The following is a 25,332-nucleotide window of genomic DNA, read 5'->3' as shown; positions in this document are numbered from 1 at the left end:
CGTGACGGACCCGCGTGCTTCGCCGGCCGTAACCCCCGCCGGGGTCAACGGGCCCGTTCCACGCGGCGTTCGTCCCAGACCGGTTCCGGGGTCTCGCGGACGCGGCCGTCGCTGCCGAAGACCAGGTAGCGGTCGAAGGAGCGGGCGAACCAGCGGTCGTGGGTGACCGCGAGGACCGTGCCCTCGAAGGCCTCCAGACCCTCCTGGAGCGCCTCGGCCGACTCCAGGTCGAGGTTGTCGGTCGGCTCGTCGAGCAGCAGCGCGGTGGCGCCGGCCAGTTCCAGGAGCAGGATCTGGAAGCGGGCCTGCTGGCCGCCGGAGAGCCGGTCGAAGGCCTGCTCGGCCTGCAGGGTCAGCTCGTAGCGGCGCAGCCTCGACATGGCCGCGCCGCGGTCCTGGGAGTGTTCCTTCCACAGGATGTCGAGCAGGGTGCGGCCCTTGAGTTCGGGGTGTGCGTGGGTCTGCGCGAAGTGTCCGGGTACGACGCGTGCGCCCAGCTTCCACTGCCCGCTGTGCGCGACGTCCTCGCCGGCGAGCAGGCGCAGGAAGTGCGACTTGCCGGAGCCGTTGGAGCCGAGGACGGCGACCCGTTCGCCGTAGAAGACCTCCAGGTCGAACGGTTTCATCAGGCCGGACAGCTCAAGTCCCGTGCAGGTGACGGCCCGTACGCCGGTACGGCCGCCCTTCAGGCGCATGGTGATGTCCTGCTCGCGCGGCGGCTCCGGGGGCGGTCCGGCCTCCTCGAACTTGCGCAGGCGGGTCTGGGCGGCCGCGTACCGGGAGGCCAGCTCGTGGCTGACCGAGGCCGCCTGACGGAGGCTCAGGACGAGCTTCTTCAGCTGGGCGTGCTTCTCGTCCCAGCGGCGGCGCAACTCCTCGAAGCGGGCGAAGCGTTCGCGGCGCGCCTCGTGGTAGGTGGCGAAGCCGCCGCCGTGCACCCAGGCGTCGGCGCCGGCCGGTCCCGGTTCCACGGAGACGATCTTCTCGGCGGCGCGGGCGAGGAGTTCGCGGTCGTGGGAGACGAACAGGACGGTCTTGCGGGTCTCCTTGAGCTGCTCCTCCAGCCACCGTTTGCCGGGCACGTCGAGGTAGTTGTCGGGCTCGTCCAGCAGCAGCACCTCGTCGGTGCCGCGCAGCAGGGCCTCCAGGACGAGTCGTTTCTGTTCGCCGCCGGAGAGGGTGCTCACCTGCCGCCACTGGGCGCGCTCGTACGGCATGCCGAGCGCGGCGGTGGTGCACATGTCCCACAGGGTCTCGGCCTCGTAGCCGCGTGCCTCGGCCCAGTCGGCGAGGGCCTGCGCGTAGGCCAGCTGTGCGGCCTCGTCGTCGACGGTCATGATGGCGTGCTCGGCCTCGTCGACGGCCTTCGCCGCCTCCCGGATCCGGGGCGGTGCGACGGACACGAGCAGGTCCCGTACGGTCGTCTCGTCCCGTACGGAGCCCACGAACTGGCGCATCACGCCGAGGCCGCCGCTGACGGTGACGGTGCCGGCGTGCGGCTTCAGCTCGCCGGAGATCAGCCGCAGCAGGGTGGTCTTGCCGGCGCCGTTCGGTCCGACGAGCGCGACGGCGGCACCCTCGCCGACCCGGAAGGACACGTCCCCGAGCAGGGTCCTCCCGTCGGGGAGGTGGTACTCGAGGTGCGCGGCTTCCAGATGTCCCATGCCGAGGCATTCTCCGGGCCGCCTTGCCCACGGGCAAACGGATATCCCCCGTCCACCTACCACCCGGGCCACCGGACGCCCCCGTGGCCCGTTCCGCGTGGGCGCAGGCCAGGGTCCGGTCGGCCCACAGACCGCTCCACGAGGCCCGCTCCCCGGCCGTGACGAAGGTCTTCCTGCGCCGGCGCGTCCTAGCCGGCCGTGTCCACCGGCTCCCCCGCCGGTCCGGCCTCTCCTGCCGGTTCCACCGTGGCTCCCTCCCAGGAGAGGGCCTTCCAGCCGTCGGCCGGGGTGCCCTCCAGGACGATGGTGCCGGTGTTGCCCAGGGGGCGGGCGGCGGCGAAGGCGATGTCGACGTTGTCGGCGCGGGCGGAGGTCCACAGGCGGATCGCGGCGCCGTGGCTGACCACGGCGACGGTGCCGGCGCCGCTCGCGGCGGCCTCCGCGATCACCGCGTCGTACCGGGCGAGGGCCTCCTCGCCGCTCTCCCCGCCGGGGATGCGCGACGCGGTGTCGCCGGCCGCCCAGGCGAAGATCGTGCGCATGTACTGCCGGCCCTCGGCGGATTCCCCGGGCAGCATCTCCAGGTCGCCCGCGGACACCTCCCGGATGCCGTCGCGGACGATCACCTGAAGGCCCCGGGCGGCGGCCAGCGGGGCGGCGGTCAGCCGGGTGCGCAGCAGCGTGGAGGCGTAGACGGCCTCGATGTCCTCGTCGGCGAGCGCCTCGGGCAGTGCGGCTGCCTGCGCCTCGCCGAGCGGGGTCAGCGCCGGTCCGGGCACGGCGGTGTCCAGCAGACGGTCCACGTTGGACGGGGTCTCACCGTGGCGGACGAGGAGCAGGCGCATCCGGGGAACTCCTTACGCGCCGGCCGGGCACCCGGCGCTGACAGGCACAACAAACGGGCACTTCAGGGTAACCGGACCCCATGAGCCCGGATCTGGATCTCACTGCCCGTACGACCGGCCACCGCACCCTGTGCTGGCTGCTGGACCTGGACGGCCGGCTGTTCGAGGCGGCGGCCTCCTGGCACTGGCCCGGCGCCGAACGGGTGCTGCCCCGCCTCAGCCGCAGCGCGAACCACGGAGTGCTGTGGTTCGCGACGGCGGCGGCGATGGCGGCGAGCCGCACCCCGAGGGCCCGTAGCGCGGCCGCCCGGGGCCTGGCCTCCCTCAGCGTGGCCTCGATGGCCATCAACACGATCGGCAAGCGCTCGGTGCGCCGGGCGCGGCCGGTGCTGGACCCGGTGCCGCTGGTGCGGCAGCTGAAGCGGCAGCCGATCACCACGTCCTTCCCCTCCGGGCACTCCGCGTCGGCCGCCGCGTTCGCGACCGGCGTCGCGCTGGAGTCCCCGGCGTGGGGCGCGGCGCTGGCCCCGGTGGCGTTCTCGGTGGCGGCCTCCCGGGTGTACACGGGTGTGCACTTCCCGAGCGACGTGCTGGCCGGCGCGGCCCTCGGCGCGGGCGCGGCGTTCTTGGTACGACGGCTGATGCCGACCCGCAACCAGGCGCGCCGGGCGGCCCGCCCGCGGGCGGAGGCGCCCGCGTTGCCGGAGGGCGAGGGCCTGGTGATGGTCACCAACCGTGCCTCGGGCACCGCGGACCGCGTGCGGGCCCTGCACAACGCGCTGCCGAGGTCGGAGATCGTCGAGTGCGCGCCGGAAGAGATCGGCGACGAGCTGGCCAAGGCGGCGGCCCGGGCCCGGGTGCTGGGCGTGTGCGGGGGCGACGGCACCGTGAACGCGGCCGCCGGGATCGCCCTCAGGCACGGACTCCCGCTGGCGGTGCTGCCCGGCGGCACCCTCAACCACTTCGCCCTCGATCTGGGCGTGGAGGACGAGCGGGACCTGGCCCGTGCGGTCCGGCACGGCGAGGCGGTGCGGGTGGACGCGGGCCGGTACGCCACCGGCGCCGAGGAGGGCCTGTTCCTGAACACGCTGAGCCTGGGCGTCTACCCGGAGCTGGTGCGCGAGCGGAACCACTGGTCGCACCGGATCGGCGGCTGGCCGGCCGGGCTACTGGGCGCGCTGCGGGTGCTGCGCGCCGACCGGCATCCGCTGGAGGTGGAGCTGGGCGGTGAACGGCGGCCGCTGTGGCTGCTGTTCGTCGGCAACGGCGTCTATCACCGGATGGGGCTCGCGCCCGGCCGCCGTACCGATCTCGCGGACGGGCTGCTGGACGTGCGGGTGGTGCACGGCAGCCGCCGGCCCGCGCTGCGGCTGCTGGCCGCGGCCGCGGCGGGCCCGCTGACACGGTCCCCGGCGCATGCGGCGGTGCAGGTGAACCGGCTCCGGCTGACGGGGGTCGCGCCGGGCACCCCGCTGGCGTACGACGGCGAGGTGACGGCCGCGTCGGGCGAGGTGACCCTGGAGAAGCTGCCGGAGGCCCTGACGGTCTACCGCCCGTTGAACACCGGTTCCTGACGGGTGGCCGGTGGACCGGATCTGACGCTCCGTCAGTCCATTATGCAAAACGGCGGTCTCATCATTCGGCATGCGCGCGTACGGTGATGCGTACCAGCGGTGACGAGGGGCGAAGGGGAACACCATGCCGAAAGCGCAGGAGACCGCCGTCTACACGCACGGGCACCACGAGGCGGTGCTGCGTTCGCACACCTGGCGGACCGCCGAGAACTCCGCGGCCTATCTGCTGGGCTCCCTGAAGCCCCACATGAAGATCCTGGACATCGGCTGCGGGCCGGGCACCATCACGGCCGACCTGGCGGCGCTGGTCCCGGACGGCCATGTCACCGGCGTCGACCACGCGCCGGGCGTCCTGGAGCAGGCCCGGGCCACCGCCACCGCGCGCGGCCTGACCAACGTGGACTTCGCGGTCGCCGACGTGCACGCCCTGGACCATCCGGACGACACCTTCTGCGTGGTCCACGCCCATCAGGTGCTGCAGCACGTCGGCGACCCCGTGCAGGCGCTGCGCGAGATGAGGCGGGTGACCAGGCCGGGCGGGTTCATCGCCGTACGGGACGCGGACTACGCGGCCATGACCTGGTATCCGGCGGTGCCGGGCCTGGAGGACTGGCTGGACCTGTACGAGCGTGTGGCCCGCGCCAACGGCGGCGAGCCCGACGCCGGGCGCCGGCTGAGGGCGTGGGCACGGGCGGCCGGGCTGACCGACGTCACCGCCACCTCCAGCACCTGGACCTTCGCCACGGCCGCGGAGCGGGCCTGGTGGAGCGGCCTGTGGGCGGACCGGACCGTGGCCTCCGCCTACGCGGAACGGGCCACGGAGGGCGGTCACGCGACGGCGGAACAACTGGGGGCCGTGTCCGAGGCATGGCGGGAATGGGGCCGGCACGAGGACGGCTGGTTCGCGGTACTGCACGGAGAGATTCTGTGCCGTAAAGAAGCCTGATCCGCGAAATTCGGGAAACCCGTTCTGCAGGAGGTTGACATTATGGTTCCCATCCTGCTGGTACTGCTTCTGGCGCTGATTCTTTTCGGCGCCGGATTTGCGGTGAAGATTCTCTGGTGGATTGCTCTGATAGTGCTTGTCGTCTGGCTGCTGGGTTTCCTGGTCCGCAGCACCAACGCCGGTGGCGGCAGGGGCCGCTGGTATCGATGGTGACGTGAGCTAGTCGCGAGGCAGTAGCGGTCCGAGCGGCCCGAGGTCCAGGTTCAGGTCCTCGGGCCGCAGGCCGTACCGGTCGCGCAACTCGGCCATGCGGTCCTCCAGGAGCATCAGGGTGAGCCCGATCCGCTCCTCCTGCTCCTCGGTCAGCTCGCCGGTGTCGAAGCGGCGCACGGCCTGCCGTTCCATGAGCTGCCGCAGCAACTCCACGACGGTGAGCACCAGTTTGACCAGGTCACGCTCGACCGTGTCGGGCTCCAGGTCGAGCCGGTTGCGCGGGGTCACAGGATCTCCTCGAAGGGCGAGGGCACCGACTCGTTCACCGAGCTGATCAGCGCGTTCAGATCGATGCGGACCAGGTCGACGTCCGCGATCCGCAGGGTGACGTCACCCGTGATCACCACTCCGCCGGCCAGCAGCCGGTCGAGCAGGTCCACGAGGGCGATCTCACGCCGTTCGACCACGGTCACGGCGTCGCCTCCCCGACGAACGAATAGGCGGCCCAGGGTCCGGTGAGTTCCACTCGGATTCCGGGCGCCTCGTCCTTCGTACGGTCCACCATTTCCACGAATTCCTCGGAATGTCCGCGGGGCACCAGATAGGCCGCGTTGAGTACGTTGCGGCCGGGCTCGGCGGAAAGCGCGGAATTCTGTGGGGCATGCAACCGGGAATCCTCGGCATACCGGGAAAGACCCTCGTGCAGCGACCGGGCGAAGGCCTCCGCCCGCTGCCACCGCTCCTCGGTCGCGTGGGTGCTCTCGCGCCGTCGGCGCAGGTAGTCCCGGCCGCTCGCGGGCTGCGCGGCGGGGGCGAGCTCGGCGGGCTCGGCGGGCTCGGGTTCCAGGTACACCTTGACCCCCCACTCCACCCGGCCCTCCAGCCGGTCGAGGGTGCGCAGGAAGTCGTCCTCGCGGGCCTCGATCATCATGCGCACCCCGCTGTCGTCCCGGAAGACGGTGGCGAGCTGGAGCGGCAGCGGGGTGGTGACCGTGGTGAGGGCGTCGATCACGCCCTGGTGCGCCCGCGCGGTCACGGCGAGCCAGTCCAGGTCCTCCAGGTGCGCCTTCAGCGCCTCCTCGCTGAAGTCCGCCGGCGGGACCTGGCTGACCACCGCGATCAGGCCGCGGTGGTGCAGCAGCGCGGGCGGGGCGCCCCCGACACCCGTGAGCTGGGACTGCAGGGGCGTCCCGAAGGGGCGGCACACGGCGTAGACGTAGCGCAGTCCGGTCATGGTGCCTCCTTCGGCGCGCGGCCCGGCTCCAGCTCCTCCAGGCGGGCCAGCCGTTCCCTCAGCTCGACGTTCTCCCGGGTCAGCTGGTCGCGGCGGGCCCGCGAGGAGAGCGCGGGATCGCTCTCCCACCAGTCGATGCCCATCTCCTTGGCCTTGTCGACCGAGGCGACGATGAGCCTCAGCTTGACGGTCAGCAGTTCGATGTCGAGCAGATTGATCCGGATGTCACCCGCGATCACCACACCTTTGTCGAGCACGCGCTCCAGGATGTCGGCGAGGTTGGCTCCGCTGCCCTGGCCGTACGGCTCGGGGAACCGGCTGGGCGTCGTCATCGACGGCTCCCGCGCTCGGCGTACTCGGGCTCCTCTTCCTCTTCCTCGTACGCGTCCTCCTCGGGTTCGTCCTCGTACGTTCCCTCGTCCTCGCCCTCGTACTCCTCCGGCTCCTCCTCTTCCTCCTCTTCCTCGTCGGCCTCCTCGGATTCCCCGGGCTCCTCGGACTCGTAGGGCTCCTCCTCGTCCTCGTACTCCCCGGACTCCTCCTCGGCGTTCTCCTCCTCCTCGGCCACCGCGTCCTCGTGGCTCTGGACGAGCTCGCCGTCGCTGATCTCGCCGCGCCAGCCGTCCTCGGCCTCACCCTTCAGGGTGATGAACCTCGCGTAGTTCTTCAGGTCCAGCCTGACCCGCCGGCCCTGGGCGCGCCACAGATTGCCGGTCTTCTCGAAGAACCCGCTCGGGTAGTACTCGATGACCAGCAGGATCCGGGTGAGGTTCTCGCCGAGCTCGTGGAAGGTGACGACGCCCTTGGTGCTGCCCTTGGCGCCCTGCGAGGTCCACTGGATGCGGCGGTCGGGTATCTGCTCGGTGGTGTGCGCCTTCCAGCTCCGGCTGGACCAGAAGATCTTGGCCTGCCAGTCGGAGTCGGTGTCTCCGGCGCGGCTCGCGCTCTTGACGCCCTTGGCGAAGGTGGAGAAGTCCTGGTACTGGGTCCACTGGTCGTAGGCCGTGCGCAGCGGCACGCCGACGTCGACCGACTCCATGATGACCGTGGGCTTGTTGCCGCTCCGGCTCTTCTTCCCGCCCTTGCCGCCCCCGAGGTTCTTGAAGGCTTCCGTGACGTTGTCCTTGACTCTCGAGGTCCCCAGCTCCAGGGCGGAACGCAGCGGCCCCTTGCCTTCGGCGACCTTGCGCCCCGCGTCGAGGGCCAGCTTGGCGAAGCCGGGGCTGTTGCCCTCGGCGATGTCGGTGAGCTTGACGGTGGTCTCGCCCAGCTTGCGGCCCAGGCCCGAGAGCAGCCGTTCGGCCTGGGCGGACAGGTACTCCTCGGCCTCGGCCTTCAGCCGGTCGGCGGCCTCGCTGTGGGCGAGGTCGGCGAGCGGGTTGCCCTTCGCGCCCTTCCCGGTCGCGCCCTTCGCGGCCCGGCCGGCCGTGGAGGCCGCCGATCCGAGCGTCTCGGTCATCGGTCATCGCCGCCCTTCGACGAGCCCCCGCCACGCGTTCCGGCCGTCTTCTTCGCGGCCGTCCTGCGGGCGGGGCCGGTCTTCCCGGCCGCAGCCTTCTTCGCCGGGGCCGTCCTCTTTCCCGTTGCCTTCTTGTCGGTTGCCTTGTTCGCGGGGGCCTTCTTGGCCGTCTTCCTGCCGGACGGCTGCCGCTGCCGCTCCTCGCGGTCCGGGTCGTCGTCCTTGCGTGCCCTGCGGCCACCCTCGCCCCGCGCCTCGCGGTCGTCGTCCTCGCCCTCGGCGTGGTCGTCGTCCGCACGCTCCTCGTCCGAGCCGGCCGTGGGCAGCGCCCCGGACAGCCCGTCGCGGACGTGGGCGGTGCGGTCGTGCAGCCGGTCGGCGAGCGCGCCCATCTGCCGCTCGACCATGGCCCCGGACGCGGCCTTGCCCACGCCCCGCAGGTCCTCGCGCAGCTGATCGCCGATCTCCTTGAACTGCGGGTTGTCGCGCAGTTGCTGCCGCGCCACGGCGGCGAGCGCGCCGGGACCCAGGTTCAGCTTCTTGCCCGCGACCAGGGAGCCGACCGCGAGCGCCATCTTCAGCTTCTTCGTGCGTCCCAAGAGATACCCGGCCCCTATCGCGAGGCCCAGTGCCGTTCGGTTCATCATCACGTCCCGTCGCCTGTGGCTTGGCCTGAGTGCAGGCCGGTCTCCAGCCGGTCGAGCAGTTCGTCCTCGCGGCGGTCGAACTCCTCCTCGGTGATCTCGCCCGCCTCCAGTTGTTCTTCCAGTCGCGCCAGCTCGGCCCGTACGGTTGCGGGGTCGTAGTAGATCCGTTCCGCCTCGCGGAGGACCTGGCCGACCGCCCACCTGGCGCCGCGCACCGGTGCGAACGGCAGCAGCAGCACCTCACTGATCAGTCCCATGGGCTCCTCCTTCCGTCCGGGCCGCCCGGTCAGCGCGCCCCGCTGTCCGTGCCGGCCGGCTCGGCCGCCGGCTGGGCGGGGCCGGGCTCGACGAAGCTGTACGGCGGCAGCGGACCGTTGACCCGCAGTTCGAGGTGGGGGTGGTCGGCCCGGACCCGGTCGACGGCCGCCAGGAAGTCGGCGGCACCGTCCCGGGCGACCAGGAACGAGACGTTGAGCAGCCAGCCGGTGGACTGCGGACCGGCGCTGACCGCGGCGGCGGCCGGCTCCAGCCCGGACTGCACCGAGGCGGCGTCCTCGGCCTCCTTGGCCTTCACGGCGCTCGCGACCAGTTCGCCGAGGCGCAGCTTGTCGTCGTAGCTGCCGCCGCCCGCGCGCCGGTTGGCCTCGGCGAGGCTGCGCAGCTCCGTGTTCTCGGCCATCACACGATGCAGCACGGCCTCTTCGATGTGGCTGGCCTTGACGTTGTACTCGACCTTCCCGTCGAGGGCTTTCAGTCGCTCCAGGTAGTGCTCGGCGCGCTCGTCGAGCACGTGGGCGACGGCCTCGTCGTCGGGCGCCACGTTCCCGAACCGCATGGGCAGCACACAGCCGGCCGCGCCGGTCTCGGCGAGGACGTTCTGGTGCGCCAGCAGGTCCCGGCGCTTGGCGCGCAGGCCCTCGGGGGCATCGCTGACCACGGCGGCCAGCTCACCGCTGCTGAGAACCCGCACCCGCTGGGGCGGCTCGCCCACGCCGTTCATGCCCTCGGGCAGCCCCCGGTGCGAACGGGCGGTGATCCCGTAGACGTAGGTACTCACTCCCGCTCCTCCTTCCGGCGGGCCGGGGCCTTACGGGGGCGGGGCCGGTCCTCGCCCTCCTCGCGGGCCTGCTTGAAGGCGTCGGAGATGGTCTCCGCCGCGCCGGACAGGGCACCCTTGGACTTGCCGCGGGCACCGGACTCGGTGACCTCGCCGACGAGGTCGGGCAGCCCCGGGCTCTTGCGGGGTCCGGCCTCCAGGTCGAGCCGGTTGCACGCCTCGGCGAAGCGCAGATAGGTGTCGACGCTGGCCACGACGACCCGCACGTCGATCTTCAGAATCTCGATACCGACCAGGGAGACCCGCACGAACGCGTCGATCACGAGCCCCCTGTCCAGCACCAGTTCGAGTACGTCGTAGAGGCCGCTGCTGCCGCCTCCGCCTGCGGCCTGCTGTGCCGGGACAACAGTCATGCCGGCCGTTCCTCCTCTTGGATAGTCGGTGTCACAGTGGCTCCGCGGACGCGGCAGGAGGCGGGGCGGCCTAGCGGCCGCCGCGACCTCGCGCGTCGGCCCGCCCGCGTTCGTATCGGTGGACGCGTCGGTAGCCGGTGAGCTGCCCCGAGTGGTCGAGTTCGACCTGGTAGCTCGCCATCAGGCTCATCGTGTCGGGAACCCGCGCGAGCTCGAGGACCTCCACCTCGAGCGCCCATCCGTCCTCGGTCCGCTCGAAGGAGGTCACCGACTCGGGCGCGAGCCCGGTGAGTTCGGCGAGCTGGGCACGCGCCTGCCGCAGCACCTCCATGGGTGCCGAACGCTCCTCGTCGGCCCTTCTCGGCTCGGCGTCCTGTGACTCCTGTGAGTTTTGGTTTTCCTGTGAAGTCTGTGACTGGGATGTGTTCTTTGTGTTCGACATGGCCACCTCTCTCTGCGGGTGGCCCCTCATCCCATGGCCAAACCTCAGGAGCGAATCTCCGCCAGGCGCCGCCGGGCCGGGCCCAGGGCGCGGCCCCGGCCCGGCAGGCCCGCCCAGGGGTCGCTGCGGGCCTGGTCGACGGCGTCGGCGATGGTCCAGCGGCGGGCGTCGAGCCCGGGGTCGTCCAGCTGCTCCCAGGCGAGGGGGACGGCGACGGGCGCGCCGGGGCGAGCGCGCACGGTGTAGGGGGCGACGGCGGTCTGCGCGTAGGCGTTGCGCTGCACGTCGAGGTAGAGACGGTCGCCGCGGTCCGCCTTGCGGGCCGCGGTGGTGAGCCGGTCCGGGTGCCGGGACGCCAGCAACTCGGCCACGTCCCGGGCGAATCGGCGCGCCTCGTCGAAGTCGCTGCGGCCGTCGAGACGGACGACGAGATGGAGTCCGCGCGAGCCGGTGGTCATCGGGGCGGCGGGCAGCCCCAGTTCGTCCAGCAGCTCCTTCAACCGGACGGCCGCTTCGCACACTTGGGAGAAGTCGTCGCCCGGCGGATCGAGGTCGAAGACGAGCTGGTCGGGGTGGTCGACACCGCCGGAGCGGTCGGTCCGCGAGAGCCAGCGGTGCAGGGTGAGGCAGGCCTGGTCGGCGAGGTAGAGGAGGGTCGCGGTGTCGTCGCAGACGGCATGGGTGACCGTGCCGCCCTCCTTGGCGACCTCGGCGCGGGTGATCCAGTCGGGATAGTGCTCCGGGACGTTCTTCTGCATGAACCGCTGCCCGTCGAGACCGTCCGGGTAGCGCTCCAGCATCAGCGGACGGCCCCGCAGGTGCGGCAGCAGGTGCGGGGCGACGGACCGGTAGTAGTCGGCGAGGTCGCCCTTGGTGTACTCCGCGGCGCCGGAGCCGCCCGGGAAGAGCACCTTCCCGGGCCGCTGGATCCGCACCGCACGGCGGCCCGCCCGTATGGTCCGGGCGTCCGCGGCGCTCATCGCACGACCGCCTCCTCCACCAGCAGCTTCGCGGCCGCCGTGATCCCGGCGGCGTCGATGCCGGACGCGTGCAGCTGCTCGTCGGGCGCGGCCGACCCCGGCATGGTGCGCACCGCGAGCCGGACCAGCCGGGGCACGGGCCGGCCGTCGCCGAAGGCCTCCGCCACGGCGTCGCCGAGGCCGCCCTCGGCGCGGTGGTCCTCCACGGTGAGCAGACAGCCGGTCTCCTCGGCGGCCCGGTGCAGCGTGTCCGCGTCGACGGGCTTGACGGAGTACAGGTCGATCAACCGCACCGGGATGCCGTCCTCGGCGAGCCGGTCGGCCGCGGCCAGCGCCTCGGGCACGGTGACCCCGGCCGCGACGACCGTCAGCCGGTCCTCCTCGCTGGAGCACAGCGTCTTGCTGCCGCCCACCGGGAACTCCTCGTCGGGGCCGTAGATCACCGGTGTCTTGCCGCGGGAGGTGCGTAGATAGCGGATGCCGTCGAGCCCGGCCATGGCCCCGACCAGCCGGGCGGTCTGGTTGGCGTCGCACGGGTACAGCACCGTCGAGCCGTGCACGGCCCGGAACATCGCCAGGTCCTCCAGGCCCATCTGCGAAGGCCCGTCCTGCCCGATGGAGACGCCGGCGTGCGACCCGACCACGTTGATCCCGGCACCGCTGATGGACGCCATCCGCACGAAGTCGTAGGCGCGGGTGAGGAACGCGGCGAACGTCGACGCGTACGGCAGCCAGCCCCGCGTGGCCATGCCGACGGCCGCGGCGAGAAGCTGCTGCTCGGCGATGTAGCACTCGAAGAAACGGTCGGGGTGGGCCTTGGCGAACTCCTCGGTGCGGGTCGAGTCACCGACCTCGCCGTCCAGGGCGACGACGTCGCCACGGGCCGAGCCGAGCGCGGCGAGGGCGGCACCGAAGGCGTCCCGGGTCGCGACCTCGTCGCCCTCGTCGTAGCGCGGGAGCTGAAGCACCTCGGTGGTCAGGTCGCGCAGCGCGGCGGCGGCCGGCGGCTCGCCGACCCGGACGTGGAGGGTGCGCGGTCCGCCGAGCTCGGCGACGGCCTCCTCCGCGTCCGGCAGCGGCTTGCCGTGGTGGCCCTCCAGGTCCTCCACGGCGGCCACACCCTTGCCCTTGAGGGTGCGGGCGAGGATCACCACGGGCTGCCCGGTCGTGGACAGCGCCTCGCCATAGGCCCGGTCGATCTTGTCGACGTCGTGGCCGTCGATCTCGACGGTGTGCCAGCCGAAGGCCTGGAACCGGCGGGCGTAGGCGTCCAGGTCGTGGCCGTGCCGGGTGGGGCCGCGCTGGCCGAGCCGGTTGACGTCCACGACGGCGATCAGGTTGTCCAGGTGCTCGTGCCCGGCGTGTTCGGCGGCCTCCCACACCGAGCCCTCCGCCAGCTCGCTGTCGCCGCACAGCACCCACACCCGGTAGCCGGTACGGTCCAGGCGCTTGCCGGCGAGGGCGATGCCCACACCGACGGGCAGGCCCTGGCCGAGGGACCCGGTGGCCGTCTCCACCCAGGGCAGCCGCCGGGGCGTCGGATGCCCCTCGAGCCGGCTGCCGAGCTTGCGGAAGGTGAGCAACTCGCCGTCCTCGATGGCACCGGCCGCCTTGTACGCGGCGTACAGCAGGGGCGAGGCGTGTCCCTTCGACAGTACGAAGCGGTCGTTGGCGGGGTGTTCGGGGCGCTCGAAGTCGTAGCGCAGATGGTGGGCGAGCAGCACGGCCATCAGATCGGCCGCGGACATGGAGGACGTGGGATGCCCGGATCCCGCGGCGGCCGAGGCCCGCACACTGTCGACACGCAACTGCTGTCCCAGTTCGGCGAGTTCGTCGGGGTTCATGAGTCTCCTTGCGGTGAGTCGAGGGGTACGGTCCGCGGTGTCACTGGGCGGCGGGGTCCGGGGGGTCGGTGCGCTTGACGGGGCCGGGGGCGGGATGGTCACCGCGCTCGGCGGCGGGCGGCGCGTCCGCGCGTTCCGGTGCCCGGTCCTGCTCGGGCCGCCGTTCCGGTCCGCCGGGCACGCGGGGCAGCTCCGGGGAGGCCGTGTCCAGGGGGACCGACCAGGACCGGACGAGACCCAACTGGACGCCCTGGCGCGGCAGTACGGCGTCCAGCAGCCAGTCGGCGGCGACCCGGACGCGGTTGCCGGGCAGCGCGGCCAGGTGATAGCCGCGGGTGACCGCGCCGGCCGCCGGGCCGGACAGCGGGATGCCGAACGGGTTGGCGGCGGCCCGGACCCCGCCGAGGTCGACCGCGAAGCCCAGGTCGCGATGGCGGTAGACGCGCCGGCGCCGCCCGAGAGCGAGCGAGGCGGCCACGTTCTCCCCGGCCACCCGGCCCTGCCGCCACGCGTGCTGGGCCGTCATCGGCGTGAACGCCCCGGGACGCTCCAGGTCCGGTACGGCGGCCGCATCTCCGCAGGCGAACACCTCCGGCCGGCCCGGCACCTGCAGATACGGGTCGACGATCAGCCGGCCCCGCTCCAGCGGCTGCCCGACGGACTCCACCAGCGGATCGGGCCGTACCCCGACACACCACACCAGTGTCCGGGACGCGACGAACTCCCCGTCGGTGAGCAGCACCCCGTCATGGGCGGCCTCCTTCACCGAGGTGCCCATCCGCACGTCGACGCCCCGCGACCGCAGCACCCGGTCGGCCGTACGGGACAGCCGCTCGTCCATCTCCGGCAGCACGCGCTCGGCCACGTCGAGCAGCATCCAGCGCGGCCGGAGCCCGCCGGGCAGCGGATGCCGGCGGGCCAGCTGGTCGGTGAGCAGCTGCATCTGCGCGGCCACCTCGGTGCCCGTGTAGCCGGCACCGACCACGACGAAGGTGCAGCGGGCGGCGCGGACCTTCGGGTCGTCCTCGCCGGCGGCCAGCTCCACCTGCCGGGTCACGTGGTCGCGCAGGTACAGCGCCTCGGGCAGCCCGCGGAAGCCGTGCGCGTGCTCGGCGACCCCGGGGATGGGCAGCAGCTTGTTCACGCTGCCGACGGCCAGCACCAGCCGGTCGTAGCCGAGGGTGCCGATGCCGCCCTCGGGGTCGGAGTAGTGGACGGTACGGCCGTCGAGGTCGATGTGGTCCGCCTCGCCGAGCACCATCCGCACCCCGTGCAGGGTGCCCGGCAGTGACACGGTGACCCTGCGGGCCTCCAGGGTTCCGGCGGCCACCTGGGGCAGCAGCGGCAGGTAGAGGAAGTAGTCGGTCGGGTTCAGCAAGGTGATGTCGGCCTGGTTCCGGGTCAGCCGGGCCAGTGTGCGGGCAGCCCGGTACCCGGCGAACCCGGCACCGACGATCACGACGTGAGGTCGGCTCACGGTGCGCCTCCGGCGGTATGGCTCGTCCGAGGTTTTCCGCGTAACCGGGGCCGGGGCACCCAAACGCCGGGCGGGTCACCCGTACGCGGGTCGGAGCACCCGAACGCCGCGCCGTCCCCGCGGCGTTTCGCCCGAGCGGCCCCGGTTACCCGGCCCGGGACCGGATCACACCCACATCGGCTGCGCCCGCGCGGAGGTGCTTTCCCATGCCCGAGTACGGCTATTTCCTGGCGAGCGAGGAGCACGACCCGGCGGCACTCGTCGAGCAGGCGCGCATGGCCGAGCAGGCCGGCTTCCAGGCCCTGTGGATCTCCGACCACTTCCACCCGTGGAACGACGCGCAGGGGCAGAGCGCGTTCGTGTGGTCGGTGATCGGTGCCCTGTCGGAGGCGGTGTCGCTGCCGGTCGAGACGGCGGTGACCTGTCCGACCGTGCGGATGCACCCGGCGGTGACCGCCCAGGCCGCGGCGACCAGTGCGGTGATGACCGAGGGCCGCTTCCGGCTCGGCGTCGGCACGGGCGAGGCGCTGAACGAGCACATTCTCGGCGACCGCTGGCCGCCGGTGCATGTGCGCCTGGAGATGCTGGAGGAGGCCGTCCAGGTGATGCGCCGGCTGTTCACCGGCGAGGAGGTCAACCACCAGGGCACGCACTACACCGTGGAGAACGCCCGCCTCTACACCGTCCCCGACGAGCCCGTCCCGATCGACATCTCCGGCTTCGGCCCGAAGGCGACGTCGCTGGCCGCCCGGGTGGGCGACGGGTACATCACGATGGCGCCGGAGGAGGAGATGGTCACGCAGTTCCGCAAGGGCGGTGGCGGGACCAAGCCGGTCAGCGGCGGCACGAAGGTCTGTTACGGCACCGACCGCGAGGAGTGCGTCCGCACGGTGCGCTCGCTGTGGTTCAACGAGCTGCTGCCCGGGGAGATGGGGCAGGTGCTGCCGTCGCCGCGGCACTTCGAGCAGCTGGGTGAGCTGGTCACCGAGGACATGGTGCGCGAGAAAGTGGTGTGCGGGGACGATCCCGACCAGCACGTGTCCACGCTGACGGCCTTCGCCGACGCCGGGTTCGACCGGGTGTACGTGAACCAGATCGGCGCCGATCAGAAGGGCTTCTTCGACTTCTACCGGACGAAGGTGCTGCCGCGGCTCGGCGGATGACGGGTACCGGCCGGTCAGGCCCTGTGGTCGCCGGTCTCCGGCGGCTTCGTGGGCATCGGCGGGTAGGGCATGCCCAGGCCGCTCGGCGGGGCGCCGGGCGGGGTGCCGCCGACGACGTGGCCCGGTGCCGACGGGTGGGCGTGCTTCGGGTGGGCCGCGCCGCGCAGGGCGTAGGCCACGATGGCCATGACCGCCGCAGTGATGAGCGCCGCGCCCCAGCCGGGCAGGCCGATCGCCAGGGCCAGGCCGACGGCGAGGGCCAGCGCGGCGCCCGCGTACAGGGCGGCGGCACCGGAGGCGGCGTAGAGCGTGGCGGTGCGGCGCTGCTTGCGGGACTGCTCGCGCAGCTCGTCGCGCACCGTCTCGCGCGCCACCTGCGCCAGCTCCTCGACCAGGTGCTTGTCCAGGTGTTCCAGGTGATCCAAACGGTCCATAACCTGCGGGTACCCGGTGGGCACAGCCGGTAACACGGGCGCCCTGCACGGGCCCGGCCGTCCCAACTAGGCTCGGGCGCATGGAGATTCTGGGCGCCTCGCTGCGCATCTGCGTCGACGACCTCGAGACCGCGATCCCCTTCTACGAGCGTCTGTCGGGCGGCAGAGCCCTGCGCTTCGAGCGCGGCGGGGTCCAGGTCGCCGCGATCGGCTCCTTCTTGCTGATGAGCGGCCCGGAGGCGGAACTGGAGATCCTGCGCAGGGTGACGGCGACCGTCGCCGTCGAGGACGTGGACGAGGCGCACCGGCTGCTGACCGACCTGGGCGCCACGGTCCTCGCGGGTCCGGTGCCGACGCCGGCGGGCCGGAACCTGCTCGCGATGCATCCGGACGGGTCGGTGTTCGAGTACGTCGACCAGCGCGGCTGAGCCGGTCAGGCCGGGTCGGGCCGCATCCGGAAGTCGTGGCGGGCGGGCAGGGGTTCGTCGGTGAGCCGGGACCACAGGCGGCCGAGGGCCTCCTCGCCCTCCCGCAGATCGGCGACCTCGAACCCGGCGTCGAGGACGGCCCTGGCCTCGGCCGGCCGGCCCTCGGCGAGCAGCAGCTCGGCCTCCAGGAGCCGGAACCGGCCGCGCCGGCGGACGGCGGGCAGCAGCCGGTCCCAGACGGCCCGCGCGTCCGCGATCCGCCGCGCCCGCAGCAGTGCCTGGAGGGTGTCCCGGCCGAGCGCGGCCACGGCGGCGGTCCATTCCGCGCCGTCGTCGCGCCGCTCGCGGCACAGGTCGTCGAAGGCGTCAGCGTACCGTTCGGCGGCCCGCTCGTGGTGGCCGTACTCCTGGTCGGCCACGGCCAGGCAGCGCAGCAGCGGCCAGAGCGAGGGGGCGAGTGGGAGGGCGCGCTCCCAGCTGCGGACGGCCTGGGCGCGGTCACCGGCGTGCCACTGGGCGATCCCGAGGTGGTACTCGGTGTGCGGGGTGGCGGGCGCCGTCTCCAGCATGTCCCGCCAGTGCGGGGCGACGAGGGTCTCGCCGGGCGGCCGTACCCGGCGGGGCTCCGGCAGGGAGCCGGTGCGCAACAGCTCCCGCCAGGGCTGCTGGGCCTCGCCGAGGGTGGACTCGGGGAAGGGGGTGCCGGGCAGTTTCCAGTCGGCGCGCAGGACTTCGAGCGCGCCCCAGCCGGATCCGGAGGCCAGGGCCTCGCCGGGCTCGGTGTCGGCGCACGGCCGCCATGCCGCGTACGCCTCCTCCACGCGGGTCCGGGGCAGGGCCGTCTCCAGGCGCTCCTCCGCGCCCCGGACGGCCCAGGTCCACTCCCTCTCGGGCGGTGCGTCGAGCGGTCCGTACGCCTCCAGCCACGCCACCTCGCTCTCGGGCTCCAGCCGGACGTGTTCGAGCTGGGTGCGGGCGAGGCCGGCCTGGATCTCGCAGTAGCCGCCGGTGCCGGGTTCGGTCAGCCACTCCTGCCAGCGCCGGCCGCCGGGCCGGTTGCCCCACACGAAGAGCTTGCGGCCGCGCAGGACGTCGGTGGACGTCTGCACCAGCCCGTGGCCCTCGGCGTCCAGCGCGGCGATCCAGCGGCGGCGGCCGTCCGGCACCTCGTAGAAGTAGTCGGCAGCGTAGGGACTGTTGAGGGGGTACGTGCGGTCGATGCCGTCGTACGACGGGACGGGCACCCGGCGCAGCCGGCGCTCGTAGCCGAAGTGCCACGCCTCCTCCGCGGGGGCGAGGACCCGGACCTCCTCGGGCACGGCGATGTTGGACCACCAGTAGGCCGGCACCGGGCGCTCGTGAGGGTTGCGGACACGCACCCCGACGTAGAGGAAGTCGGAGCCGTCCGGCAGCCACAGGTCGACCTGGAAGGGCAGGTCGCGCAGCCGCTCCCACTCCCACAGGCGCAGCATCTCGGTGCCGTCGGGGGCGGGGACGCGGGCGGCGTGCAGGGGTGCGCAGGAGAGGGTGGTGTGGCCGGTGGCGCCGATGTTCCATTCGATGCCGCCGGAGTACCAGGCGCCGTTGAGGGCGAAGTTGGCCGGCTGGAACACCGGGTTGCGGTAGAGGAGTTCGCGGCCCGTGGGCAGGTGGACCAGGGAGGCGACGCGGCCCCCGAGACCGGGCAGGACAGTGGCGCGCAGCCGGTCGTTCTCGATGACCAGGGCGTCCAGGGCGCGGGGCTCGCGGTTTCTGTCGTAGCCGTCGCGGACACGGACCGGCAGCAGGCCGGCGAGCGGCTCGTACGCGAGCTGGCGGGCCATGTCCGCGGGCATGCCGTCCCGGTCGCGCTCGTCGATCCGGTGGACCTCGTCGAGGGGGCGCAGCGGGGGCAGGGGGTTGTCCGGGCCCAACTGCGCGGCGGGCAGCGTCAGTACCTCACGTCGGATCCTCGTCACGATGACCATGGAACCCGGCGGAGGTCGAGTCGGCCAGGGGACGTGCCGGTCAGGATTGCGCAAAGGCCCGGGACCCGGGCCACTGCGCGCCCGCGTGTTCAGGCGTCGGTGCCGCGCATCTCGGCGGTGAGCGCCCAGCGTTCGTGGTCGCGCCAGGCACCGTCGATGTAGATCATGTCCGGGGAGAACCCCTCCAGCCGGAAGCCGCCGCCCCGCGCCATCGCGACCGAGGCGGTGTTCTCGGGCTGCACGTTGATCTCCAGCCGGTGCAGCCCGAGCGGGCCGAACGCGTACCCGACGACCAGGTCGAGGCCCTCGCGCATGAGGCCGCGCCCGGCGGCGTGCGCGAAGGCGCCGTAGCCGAGGGCACCGCACTGGAAGCCGCCGCGCACGATGTTGTTGATGTTGATGAACCCGGCGATGTCCCCGCTGTCCTTCTCGCACACCAGGAATCCGGCCTTGGACTGGTCCTCGATCAGCCGGCCGGCGTAGGCGGCGTAGGCGTCCTCGGTGTCGGGCGGGAACAGCCAGGGCCGGTGCAGGTCCTTGCTCTCACGGGCCCGGGCGGTGAACTCGGGGCCGTCGTCGAGGGTGAAGTGACGGATGGCGACGCGCGGGCCCTCGGCCAGGTAGTGGGGTGCGGTGTGCGGCATCCGGCCAGCGTACGGCGTCCCCGCCCGCGCGTCGCCCGTTGTACGCCCCGGGTGTCCTTGCGGCGCCGTGCCCCTGCGGGACCGGGCCGCTCAGCTCAGTGCGGGCGCGTCCAGGGTCAACGTGCCCGCGTCCGCGTCGAGTTCGGCCGCCACACCGAAGGGGACCGTCAGGGCGCCCGCGCAGTGCCCGAAGCCGAACTCCTCCACCACCGGCACGCCGAGACCGCCGAGCCGGTCGGCGAGCAGCGTCCGCACCTCGGCGTAGTCCGGGCAGCTCTCCCACGAGCCGAGCAGCACCCCGCGCACCCCCTCCAGCCAGCCAGCGCGCAGGAGTTGGGTGAGGTACCGGTCCAGCCGGTAGGTCTCCTCGCCCACGTCCTCCAGGCACAGCAGCCCGCCGGCCGCCGAGGGCCGCGCGTGCGGGGTGCCGAGCTCGGCCGCGAGCAGGCACAGACAGCCGCCCAGGGTGACACCGCGCGCCCGGCCGGGTACCAGGGCCGTGCCGCCGGAGGCGATCGTGCGGACCGTCTCCGGGGCGAAGAGCGTGGCCCGCAGGTGCTCCTGCGCCCGGGCGTTCTTGACGAAGTCGACGCCGGCCGCCATCGGCCCGTGCAGTGTGGCGAGTCCGAGGCGGGTGGCGAAGGCCTCGTGCAGGACGGTGACGTCGCTGAAGCCGACGAACGCCTTGGGCCCGGCCGCCCGCATCGCGTCCCAGTCCAGCAGGTCGGTCATGCGCTGCGCCCCGTATCCGCCGCGGGCGCACAGCACCGCGGCGACGGAGGGGTCGCACCAGGCGTTCTGGAAGTCGGCCGCGCGGTCGGCGTCGCGCCCGGCCAGGTAGCCGAACTCGCCGTGCCGGTCGAGCACATGGGGTGCCACGACCGGGTCGAGGTCCCAGCCGCGCAGCACGTCGAGCCCGGCCTGGAGCCGCTCCTCGGGCACCGGCCCGCTGGTGGCGACGACGGCCACGCGGGCGCCCGGGGCCAGCCGCCGCGGCCGTGTCAGTTCCTTCACGTGTGCAGCTCCAGCCTCGGGACACCGGGCACGTCCAGCCCGAACACCTGGGCGTACAGGGACAGTTCGGCTTCCAGGGCGCGCACCATGGTCTCGGCCCGGCGGAACCCGTGCCCCTCCCCGGCGAAGGTCAGATAGGCGTGCGGCACGCCCCGGCCCTCGATCCGGGCGAGGAAGCGTTCGCACTGGGCGGGCGGGCAGATCACGTCGTCCAGGCCCTGGAGCAGCAGGAACGGCACGCCGAGCCGGTCGGCGTGGGTGGTCGGCGACCGCTCGGCGTACCGGGCCGGCACCTCGGCGAGCGGCCCGATCAGCGACTCCAGGTAGCGGGACTCGAAGTCGTGGGTCTCCCCCGGGCCCCAGGTGGCCAGGTCCAGCACCGGGTAGACGATCGTGCCGCAGGCGTAGACGTCGGTCGTGGTCAGCGAGGCGGCGGTGGTCCAGCCGCCCGCGCTGCCGCCGCGGATGGCCAGCCGGTCCGGGTCGGCGGTGCCCTCCTCGGCGAGGGCTCGGGCGACCGCCGCGCAGTCCTCGACGTCGACCACCCCCCACTGCTCGCGCAGCCGCTCGCGGTAGGCCCGGCCGTAGCCGGTGGAGCCGCCGTAGTTCACCTCGGCGACCCCGATGCCGCGCGAGGTGAAGTAGGCGATCGCCAGGTCCAGCACGAGCGGGGCCCGGCCGGTCGGGCCGCCGTGCGCCCAGATGACGTACGGCGCCGCCTCCCCGTCGGGCGCAGCCCGTTCGGGGTGGTGCGGCGGGTAGACGTGGGCGTGCACCTCGCGGCCGTCCGGTCCGGTGAAGGTGCGGATCCGCGGCTCGGGGTAGTACGCGGGGTCGACGGCGTCCCGGTGCCGGGCGGCGACGGCGCGGGCCCGGCCGGTGGCGGTGTCCAGCTCGACCAGCTCGGGCGCGGTGCGCGGGCTGGCGCCGACCCCGACGACCCGCCCGCCGTGCACGGCGAGGGTGGCGCCGAACTCGGTCCACGGCCCGGCGGCGTCGACGATCTCCCCGGACTCCGCGTCGAGTATCCCGAGCACGCTCGCGCCCCGGCCGTGCACGACCGCGACCAGCCCGTCGTCCAGCGGCGCGAACCAGCGCAGGCCCGGCTTCCACAGCGGTCCGGCGAACTCCTCCTCCCGCGGGCACAGCGGGACGCCGTCCCGGTACAGGTTCCACCAGCCGCTGCGGTCGCTCGCGTACACCAGCCGGTTGTCCGCGGACCACTCGGCCTGCGCGACGGACTCCTCGGGCCCGCCGGCCACCGTGCGGACGGTGTGCAGGGTGCCGTCGTCGCCGATCTCGCCGACGAGCAGTTCGGTGCCGTCCCAGGGCATGCGGGGGTGGTCCCAGGCGAGCCAGGCCGCCCGGCCGCCGTCGGGCGAGACGCGGGGCCCGGTGACGAACCGGTGCCGGCCGTCGGTGAGTTCGCGGACGGCCGCGCGGTCCCCGGCGGCGGACCCGTCCAGCGGTACGGCGGCCAGGACCCGCCGTACGTCCGAGGGGCCGTCCCCGGTGAACTCCTCCAGCACGCACCACACCTCGCCGCGCGCGAGGTCGATGTGCGGGTCCGCCCAGCGCAGTCCCGCCTCCCTCGGCGGGAGGGGGGTCAGCGGACGGGGCTCGCCGCCGGGTTCGTACCGGTACAGCCGCTGGTCGGCGAAGTGCGTGAACACGACGAGCGGTGTGCCCTCGTGCACCGCCCCGGCCCAGGGCCGGCCGCCGTACTCCACGACCCGGTTGCGCACGTTCCACGGCGCGGGCAGTACCACCTGTTCCGCGCCCCCGGCCGTGCGCCGCAGCAGTGCCCGGCGCCCGCCCTCGGCCGGCCGGGGCTCGGTCCACCACACCTCGTCCCCGACGAAGCCCACCCACTCCGGCTGCCCGTCGTGCGCGGCGGCCAGTGCCGCGTCGACGGGCGACGGCCACGATCCGTACGGCGACGTCCGCACCTCTCCCCCCATTCCTTCAGGCCGTCCGCAGGAAGCGGTCGAGCACCCGAACCCCGAAGTGCAGCGCCTCGACGGGCACCCGCTCGTCCACGCCGTGGAACAGCGCCTGGTAGTCGAGGCCTTCGGGCAGCTTCAGCGGGGCGAAACCATAGCCGGTGATGCCCAGCCGGGAGAACTGCTTGGCGTCCGTGCCGCCGGACATGCAGTACGGCACCACGTGCCCTTCGGGCGCGAACTCCCGCACGGCGGCCCGCATCCTCGCGAAGGTCGGCGAGTCCACCGGCGCCTGGAGAGCCACCTCGCGGTGCACGAACTCCCAGGCCACGTCCGGGCCCGTCAGATGGTCGAGGGTGGCGGTGAACTCCTCCTCGGCGCCCGGCAGATAGCGTCCGTCGACATGGGCGACCGCCTCGCCGGGGATGACGTTCAGCTTGTAACCGGCGTCCAGCATGGTCGGGTTGGCGCTGTTGCGCAGGGTCGCCTCGACCAGCTTGGCCGCCGGACCGAGCTTCTCCAGCAGCAGGTCCATGTCCCCGAAGTCGGGCTCGATGCCGTACACGGCCGCGAGTTCGGTGAGCGCGGCCCGTACCGTCGGGGTGAGCCGGAGGCGCCACTCGTGCTCTCCGATGCGGGTGACGGCGGCGGCGAGCCGGGTCACCGCGTTCTCCTTGTTCACCTTGGAGCCGTGCCCGGCCCGCCCACGGGCGGTGAGCTTCAACCAGCCGGTGCCCCGCTCCCCCGCCGCGATGGGGTAGAGCTGCCGGCCGGCGCCGTCGTGGAAGGTGAAGGCGCCGGACTCGCTGATGCCCTCGGTGCAGCCCTCGAACAGTTCGGGGTGGTGGTCGGCGAGGAACCCGGAGCCGTCCTCGGCGCTGGCCTCCTCGTCGGCGGTGAACGCGACGACGATGTCCCGGCGGGGCCGTACGCCCGCCCGGGCCCAGCCCCGGACGACCGCGAGGATCATCGCGTCCATGTTCTTCATGTCGACGGCGCCCCTGCCCCACACCACGCCGTCACGGATCTCGCCGGAGAAGGGGTCGACGCTCCAGTCGGCGGCCTCGGCGGGCACCACGTCGAGGTGACCGTGCACCAGCAGCGCGTCGGCGGACGGGTCCGTGCCCTCGATCCGCGTCACCACGTTCGTACGCCCCGGCGTCCGCTCCAGCAGCACCGGCTCCAGGCCCGCGCCGGCCAGCCGTTCGGCCGCGTACTCCGCGGCGGGCCGCTCCCGGCAGTCCCCGCCGCCCCGGTTGGTGGTGTCGATGCGGATCAGTCCGGAGGTGAACTCCACGACCTCGGCCAGCGCCAGCTCATCGGCCTGCCGGTCAGCCATACTGCTCCTCCACTGCGGCGGAGACGATCGTGGTGACCGCCTTGAACGTCCTGATCCCCTCGTACATGGTGGCGCTGGTGTACGCCACCTTCCGCTCCCCGGTCCGCGCCACGCCGGGCACTACGGTCGCGGCCATCGCCAGGTGCTCGGCGTCGAACTCCACCGCGACCGTGAACGGCCCGGCCGCAGCGGGTGCGTGGCGCACCGCCAGCCCGGCGGCCTCCTTCGCGGCGGCGCGGATGTCGGCGGCGGTACGGGCGGGGGTCCGGCACACCGCCGCGTACCGGGACACATGGTCCTTGACGGCGACCTTCAACGCCTCGGGCGCGTAGCCGAGCGCGTCCTCACAGGCGAGGTCGTCGCCGGTGACGAGGACGACGGGGACGCCGTACTCGGCGACTACGCGCGCGTTGAGCAGGCCCTCGCTGGCGCGGACGTCGTTCAGCCACACCCCGGTGATCTGGTTGGCGAGGTAGGTGTGGGCGAGGACGCCCTCCATGCCGGCGCCCGCGTGGTAGCCGACGAAGGCGATGCCGTCGACGTCCCCGTGCTGCACGCCCTCCACCATGGACAGCGCCTTGTGCCGTCCGGTGAGCATCTCGACCCGGTCGTCGAGCCGCTCCAGCAGCAGGTTGCGCATGCTCCAGTGGGCCTCGTTGACGAGCACCTGGTCGGCGCCCCCGTCGAAGAAGCCCTCCACCGCGGCGTTCACGTCCGAGGTGAACATCGACCGGCACCGCTCCCACTGCGGCGTCCCCGGCAGCACATCGCCCGGCCAGGTGACGCCCGTGGCGCCCTCCATGTCGGCACTGATGAGGATCTTCATGCTGCGTCACGTTACGCGTCGCGGCGCGGCCAGGCTACGACCGCGGCGATGCCGGCCGGCACGCTGTCAGCCCGTCCGCTGCCGGACCCAGATCTCGACGTGCCCGGCGCCCGTGGAGGTGCGGTACGGCAGCCAACCGGCGAGCCGGGCGGTACGGGCGTAGGTGACCGTGCCGGCCAGGGCGACGGCGACGAGCGGCCCGGCCCAGCGGGCGGAGTCGTGGAGGATCTGCCCGGCGGGGGTGTCGCCGTGGGCGCGGGCGGTGGTGGTGCTCTGGATCGCGGACAGGTAGCCACTGGCCGCCGGCCCGCCGACGAGCAGCGCGAGGGTGGCCGCGCCGAACAGCGCGCCGCGCAGCAGGGCGCGCCACGTGTAGTGGTGCCGGTAGGCGGTCAGCACGTACAGCAGGACCAGGGTGGGCAGGAACAGCGCCGAGGCGTACTTCACGCCGACGGCGAGCGCGGCGGCCGGGGCGACGGCGGCCGCCCACGCCCAGTGCCGGGGCGCGATCACCACCAGCATCCAGGCGGTCAGCGCCAGCAGGCAGACGGCCATCGCGTCGTAGGTGGCGAAGTGGCCGAGGAACAGCGTGGGCATGGAGACGGCGAACAGGGCGCTCGCGCAGAGCCCGGCAGCACCTCGAGGGGCTCGCCGCAGACGGGTAGGAAGACGTCGACGCCCGGGTAGTGGTCCGGCTGCCGGCGGCGGACGGCACGGCGGTGCGCCCTGAGGTCGAAGCTCGGGGCGAACGCCTCCAGCCGCAGGGATGTCAGGAAGCC

28 protein-coding genes are annotated in these 25,332 nt (G+C 73.2%); 5 read left to right on the top strand and 23 right to left on the bottom strand.

From position 1 onward, the window contains the following. Positions 1-44: 44 nt before the first annotated feature. On the bottom strand, positions 45-1,664 hold the full coding sequence (locus AB0D93_RS24375; RefSeq protein ID WP_362122640.1) for an ATP-binding cassette domain-containing protein: 1,620 nt from the start codon (positions 1,662-1,664) through the stop codon (positions 45-47). Between the two features lie 188 nt (positions 1,665-1,852). Continuing rightward, positions 1,853-2,509, bottom strand: coding sequence for a histidine phosphatase family protein (locus AB0D93_RS24370; protein WP_362122637.1), 657 nt, complete (start codon positions 2,507-2,509; stop codon positions 1,853-1,855). An 80-nt stretch (positions 2,510-2,589) separates the two neighbouring features. Between AB0D93_RS24370 and AB0D93_RS24365 the strand changes: the two genes are divergently transcribed. The 3 genes from AB0D93_RS24365 to AB0D93_RS24355 all read left to right on the top strand — a co-directional run bounded on the left by AB0D93_RS24365 (position 2,590) and on the right by AB0D93_RS24355 (position 5,242). Beyond that, a complete protein-coding gene (locus tag AB0D93_RS24365; protein WP_362122634.1) occupies positions 2,590-4,083 on the top strand; it encodes a phosphatase PAP2 family protein in 1,494 nt (497 codons plus the stop codon). 124 nt (positions 4,084-4,207) lie between these two features. Then, a complete protein-coding gene (locus AB0D93_RS24360; RefSeq protein ID WP_362122630.1) occupies positions 4,208-5,029 on the top strand; it encodes a class I SAM-dependent methyltransferase in 822 nt (273 codons plus the stop codon). Positions 5,030-5,071: 42 nt separating this feature from the next. Further along, the gene (locus AB0D93_RS24355) at positions 5,072-5,242 is read left to right on the top strand and encodes a hydrophobic protein (protein WP_362122627.1); all 171 of its coding nucleotides are present in this window, start codon (positions 5,072-5,074) and stop codon (positions 5,240-5,242) included. Positions 5,243-5,248: 6 nt separating this feature from the next. On the opposite strand, the gene AB0D93_RS24350 is transcribed toward AB0D93_RS24355, so the two are convergent. The 13 genes from AB0D93_RS24350 to AB0D93_RS24290 all read right to left on the bottom strand — a co-directional run bounded on the left by AB0D93_RS24350 (position 5,249) and on the right by AB0D93_RS24290 (position 14,795). After that, the gene (locus AB0D93_RS24350; protein WP_189990685.1) at positions 5,249-5,530 is read right to left on the bottom strand and encodes a gas vesicle protein K; all 282 of its coding nucleotides are present in this window, start codon (positions 5,528-5,530) and stop codon (positions 5,249-5,251) included. After that, positions 5,527-5,715 (bottom strand): gas vesicle protein, encoded by a 189-nt coding sequence (locus AB0D93_RS24345; protein ID WP_362122623.1) that lies wholly within the window; start codon positions 5,713-5,715, stop codon positions 5,527-5,529. The genes AB0D93_RS24350 and AB0D93_RS24345 overlap by 4 nt, the downstream gene beginning before the upstream one ends. Then, a complete protein-coding gene (locus AB0D93_RS24340) occupies positions 5,712-6,476 on the bottom strand; it encodes a GvpL/GvpF family gas vesicle protein (RefSeq protein ID WP_362122620.1) in 765 nt (254 codons plus the stop codon). Before AB0D93_RS24340 ends, AB0D93_RS24345 begins: the two co-directional genes overlap by 4 nt. Continuing rightward, entirely contained in the window at positions 6,473-6,808 is a 336-nt protein-coding gene (locus tag AB0D93_RS24335) for a gas vesicle protein (protein WP_362122617.1), read from the bottom strand. Before AB0D93_RS24335 ends, AB0D93_RS24340 begins: the two co-directional genes overlap by 4 nt. Continuing rightward, entirely contained in the window at positions 6,805-7,935 is a 1,131-nt protein-coding gene (locus AB0D93_RS24330) for an SRPBCC family protein (RefSeq protein WP_362122614.1), read from the bottom strand. Before AB0D93_RS24330 ends, AB0D93_RS24335 begins: the two co-directional genes overlap by 4 nt. Then, on the bottom strand, positions 7,932-8,579 hold the full coding sequence (locus AB0D93_RS24325) for a DNA primase (RefSeq protein ID WP_362122824.1): 648 nt from the start codon (positions 8,577-8,579) through the stop codon (positions 7,932-7,934). Before AB0D93_RS24325 ends, AB0D93_RS24330 begins: the two co-directional genes overlap by 4 nt. A 2-nt stretch (positions 8,580-8,581) precedes the next feature. After that, positions 8,582-8,839 (bottom strand): gas vesicle protein GvpG, encoded by a 258-nt coding sequence (locus AB0D93_RS24320; protein WP_362122611.1) that lies wholly within the window; start codon positions 8,837-8,839, stop codon positions 8,582-8,584. A 29-nt stretch (positions 8,840-8,868) separates the two neighbouring features. After that, complete coding sequence (locus AB0D93_RS24315) at positions 8,869-9,639, bottom strand: GvpL/GvpF family gas vesicle protein (RefSeq protein WP_362122608.1); 771 nt, start codon at positions 9,637-9,639, stop codon at positions 8,869-8,871. Then, positions 9,636-10,052: a gas vesicle structural protein GvpA gene (locus AB0D93_RS24310; RefSeq protein ID WP_362122605.1), complete on the bottom strand. Its 417-nt coding sequence runs from the start codon at positions 10,050-10,052 to the stop codon at positions 9,636-9,638. Before AB0D93_RS24310 ends, AB0D93_RS24315 begins: the two co-directional genes overlap by 4 nt. A 70-nt stretch (positions 10,053-10,122) precedes the next feature. After that, a complete protein-coding gene (locus AB0D93_RS24305; protein ID WP_362122602.1) occupies positions 10,123-10,494 on the bottom strand; it encodes a gas vesicle protein in 372 nt (123 codons plus the stop codon). A gap of 44 nt (positions 10,495-10,538) precedes the next feature. Continuing rightward, positions 10,539-11,474 carry a non-homologous end-joining DNA ligase gene (ligD, locus tag AB0D93_RS24300; RefSeq protein ID WP_362122599.1) on the bottom strand — a complete coding sequence of 312 codons (936 nt, stop codon included), beginning with the start codon at positions 11,472-11,474 and terminating at the stop codon, positions 10,539-10,541. Next, positions 11,471-13,318, bottom strand: coding sequence for a transketolase (locus tag AB0D93_RS24295; protein ID WP_362122596.1), 1,848 nt, complete (start codon positions 13,316-13,318; stop codon positions 11,471-11,473). The genes ligD and AB0D93_RS24295 overlap by 4 nt, the downstream gene beginning before the upstream one ends. 40 nt (positions 13,319-13,358) lie before the next feature. Next, positions 13,359-14,795 (bottom strand): NAD(P)/FAD-dependent oxidoreductase, encoded by a 1,437-nt coding sequence (locus tag AB0D93_RS24290; protein ID WP_362122593.1) that lies wholly within the window; start codon positions 14,793-14,795, stop codon positions 13,359-13,361. Positions 14,796-15,001: 206 nt separating this feature from the next. On the opposite strand from AB0D93_RS24290, the gene AB0D93_RS24285 reads away from it, so the two are divergent. Beyond that, entirely contained in the window at positions 15,002-15,958 is a 957-nt protein-coding gene (locus tag AB0D93_RS24285) for an LLM class F420-dependent oxidoreductase (RefSeq protein ID WP_362122590.1), read from the top strand. A 14-nt stretch (positions 15,959-15,972) separates the two neighbouring features. On the opposite strand, the gene AB0D93_RS24280 is transcribed toward AB0D93_RS24285, so the two are convergent. Further along, on the bottom strand, positions 15,973-16,392 hold the full coding sequence (locus AB0D93_RS24280) for a phage holin family protein (RefSeq protein WP_362122586.1): 420 nt from the start codon (positions 16,390-16,392) through the stop codon (positions 15,973-15,975). A gap of 80 nt (positions 16,393-16,472) precedes the next feature. Between AB0D93_RS24280 and AB0D93_RS24275 the strand changes: the two genes are divergently transcribed. Beyond that, the gene (locus AB0D93_RS24275; protein WP_362122583.1) at positions 16,473-16,820 is read left to right on the top strand and encodes a VOC family protein; all 348 of its coding nucleotides are present in this window, start codon (positions 16,473-16,475) and stop codon (positions 16,818-16,820) included. A 5-nt stretch (positions 16,821-16,825) separates the two neighbouring features. Here AB0D93_RS24275 and AB0D93_RS24270 read toward each other — a convergent pair whose 3' ends face one another. The 7 genes from AB0D93_RS24270 to AB0D93_RS24240 form a co-directional block, all read right to left on the bottom strand. Continuing rightward, positions 16,826-18,787, bottom strand: a complete 1,962-nt coding sequence (locus AB0D93_RS24270) for a DUF5107 domain-containing protein (protein ID WP_362122580.1) — start codon at positions 18,785-18,787, stop codon at positions 16,826-16,828. 89 nt (positions 18,788-18,876) lie between these two features. After that, complete coding sequence (locus tag AB0D93_RS24265) at positions 18,877-19,431, bottom strand: GNAT family protein (RefSeq protein ID WP_362122577.1); 555 nt, start codon at positions 19,429-19,431, stop codon at positions 18,877-18,879. Between the two features lie 90 nt (positions 19,432-19,521). Beyond that, complete coding sequence (locus tag AB0D93_RS24260) at positions 19,522-20,445, bottom strand: LD-carboxypeptidase (protein WP_362122574.1); 924 nt, start codon at positions 20,443-20,445, stop codon at positions 19,522-19,524. Further along, complete coding sequence (locus AB0D93_RS24255) at positions 20,442-22,406, bottom strand: prolyl oligopeptidase family serine peptidase (protein WP_362122571.1); 1,965 nt, start codon at positions 22,404-22,406, stop codon at positions 20,442-20,444. Before AB0D93_RS24255 ends, AB0D93_RS24260 begins: the two co-directional genes overlap by 4 nt. 4 nt (positions 22,407-22,410) lie before the next feature. Further along, positions 22,411-23,727, bottom strand: a complete 1,317-nt coding sequence (locus tag AB0D93_RS24250) for a M20/M25/M40 family metallo-hydrolase (protein ID WP_362122569.1) — start codon at positions 23,725-23,727, stop codon at positions 22,411-22,413. Further along, positions 23,720-24,553, bottom strand: coding sequence for a M55 family metallopeptidase (locus AB0D93_RS24245; RefSeq protein WP_362122566.1), 834 nt, complete (start codon positions 24,551-24,553; stop codon positions 23,720-23,722). Before AB0D93_RS24245 ends, AB0D93_RS24250 begins: the two co-directional genes overlap by 8 nt. A gap of 66 nt (positions 24,554-24,619) precedes the next feature. Further along, a complete protein-coding gene (locus AB0D93_RS24240) occupies positions 24,620-25,210 on the bottom strand; it encodes a glycosyltransferase family 39 protein (protein WP_362122821.1) in 591 nt (196 codons plus the stop codon). Positions 25,211-25,332 lie beyond the last annotated feature (122 nt).

It is taken from the genome of Streptomyces sp. NPDC048191, assembly GCF_040652655.1.
In the GTDB taxonomy this organism is placed as follows: domain Bacteria; phylum Actinomycetota; class Actinomycetes; order Streptomycetales; family Streptomycetaceae; genus Streptomyces.
Note: the sequence above shows the minus strand (reverse complement) of the source record. Positions and strands in the feature narration are given on the sequence as shown.